Genomic DNA, 1,298 nt, shown 5'->3' with positions numbered 1-1,298 from the left:
GCGGAGGACATCGAGGCAGCAGTTGCCGTAGCGCAGAGCGCCTTCGGCCCGTGGCGTGACACCCCGGCCGCCACCCGCGGCCGTATCCTCCTCGAGGTCGCCCGCACCCTGCGTGACCACGCGGACGAACTGGCCCGAATCGAAACACTGGACACGGGTCAGACACTGTCGCAGTCGAAGGTGGATATCGAGACCGCTGCACGCTACTTCGAGTACTACGGCGGTGCGGCAGACAAGGTGCACGGCGAGACAATTCCGCTGGGACCCGACTACCTCTCGTATACCCGCAACGAACCGTTCGGCGTCATCGGAGTCGTCACCCCCTGGAACGCGCCGATCAACCAGGCCGCGCGGGCGATTGCACCGGCATTGGCGATGGGTAACGTGGTGGTCCTCAAACCCGCCGAGGACACACCGCTGTCCGCCCTCGAAATGAGCCGCCTCGCCGTCGACGCGGGACTGCCCGCGGGGATTCTCAACGTCGTCCCCGGATTCGGTGCCGACGCGGGAGCCGCCCTCACCGGCCACGACAAGGTCCGCAAGATCGTCTTCACCGGCTCCGTCGACACCGGCCGGGCGATCATGCGGGCGGCCGCCCAACGACTGATCCCACTGACCCTCGAACTGGGCGGCAAATCCCCCAACATCGTGTTCGACGACGCCGATCTCGACGCCGCCGCCGCAGGCGCATGGACCGCATTCACCACCAAGGCGGGCCAGGTCTGCTCGGCCGGCAGCCGACTACTGGTGCACTCCTCGGTACACGACGAACTGGTCGACAGGCTCGTCCAGCACGCCAAGACCACGGTCATCGCACCGGGCATCGAGGACCCCGACATCGGTTCCCTGGCCACCCGAGGGCAGTTCGACAAGGTCCGCTCGTATCTCGACCTCGGCCCCCGCGAGGGTGCACGCCTCGCCACCGGTGGACACGTCGCCGACACCGGCCGGCTCGGACGCGGGTTGTTCATCGAGCCGACCATCTTCGTCGACGTCGACAACACGATGCGCGTCGCCCGCGAGGAGATCTTCGGCCCGGTGCTGACGGTGCTCCGATTCGAATCCGACCAGGACGCAATCGAGATCGCCAACGACAGCGACTACGGACTCGTCGCCGGAGTCTGGACCCGAGACCACAGCCGCGCTCATCGCGTCGCCGCCGCCATCGAAGCAGGGCAGGTCTTCATCAACCAATACTTCGCCGGAGGCGTCGAAACCCCATTCGGTGGCTACAAATTGAGCGGCTTCGGCAGGGAAAAAGGCTTCGAGGCACTCAAACACTACACCCAGCTCAAGAC

Annotated in this window: 1 protein-coding gene; it reads left to right on the top strand. The window is 66.3% G+C overall.

Going from position 1 to position 1,298, the window contains the following annotated elements; genetic code table 11:
* Nucleotides 1-1,298, top strand: a 1,298-nt coding sequence (locus RJ1_RS44945) for an aldehyde dehydrogenase family protein (protein ID WP_073371170.1), incomplete at both ends; no start/stop codon positions are given.

The sequence above is a fragment of the Rhodococcus jostii NBRC 16295 genome, from assembly GCF_001894825.1.
Classification (GTDB): Bacteria; Actinomycetota; Actinomycetes; order Mycobacteriales; family Mycobacteriaceae; genus Rhodococcus_F; species Rhodococcus_F jostii.
The sequence above is the reverse complement of the archived record's forward strand: the minus strand, read 5'-3'. Positions and strand labels throughout refer to the sequence as shown.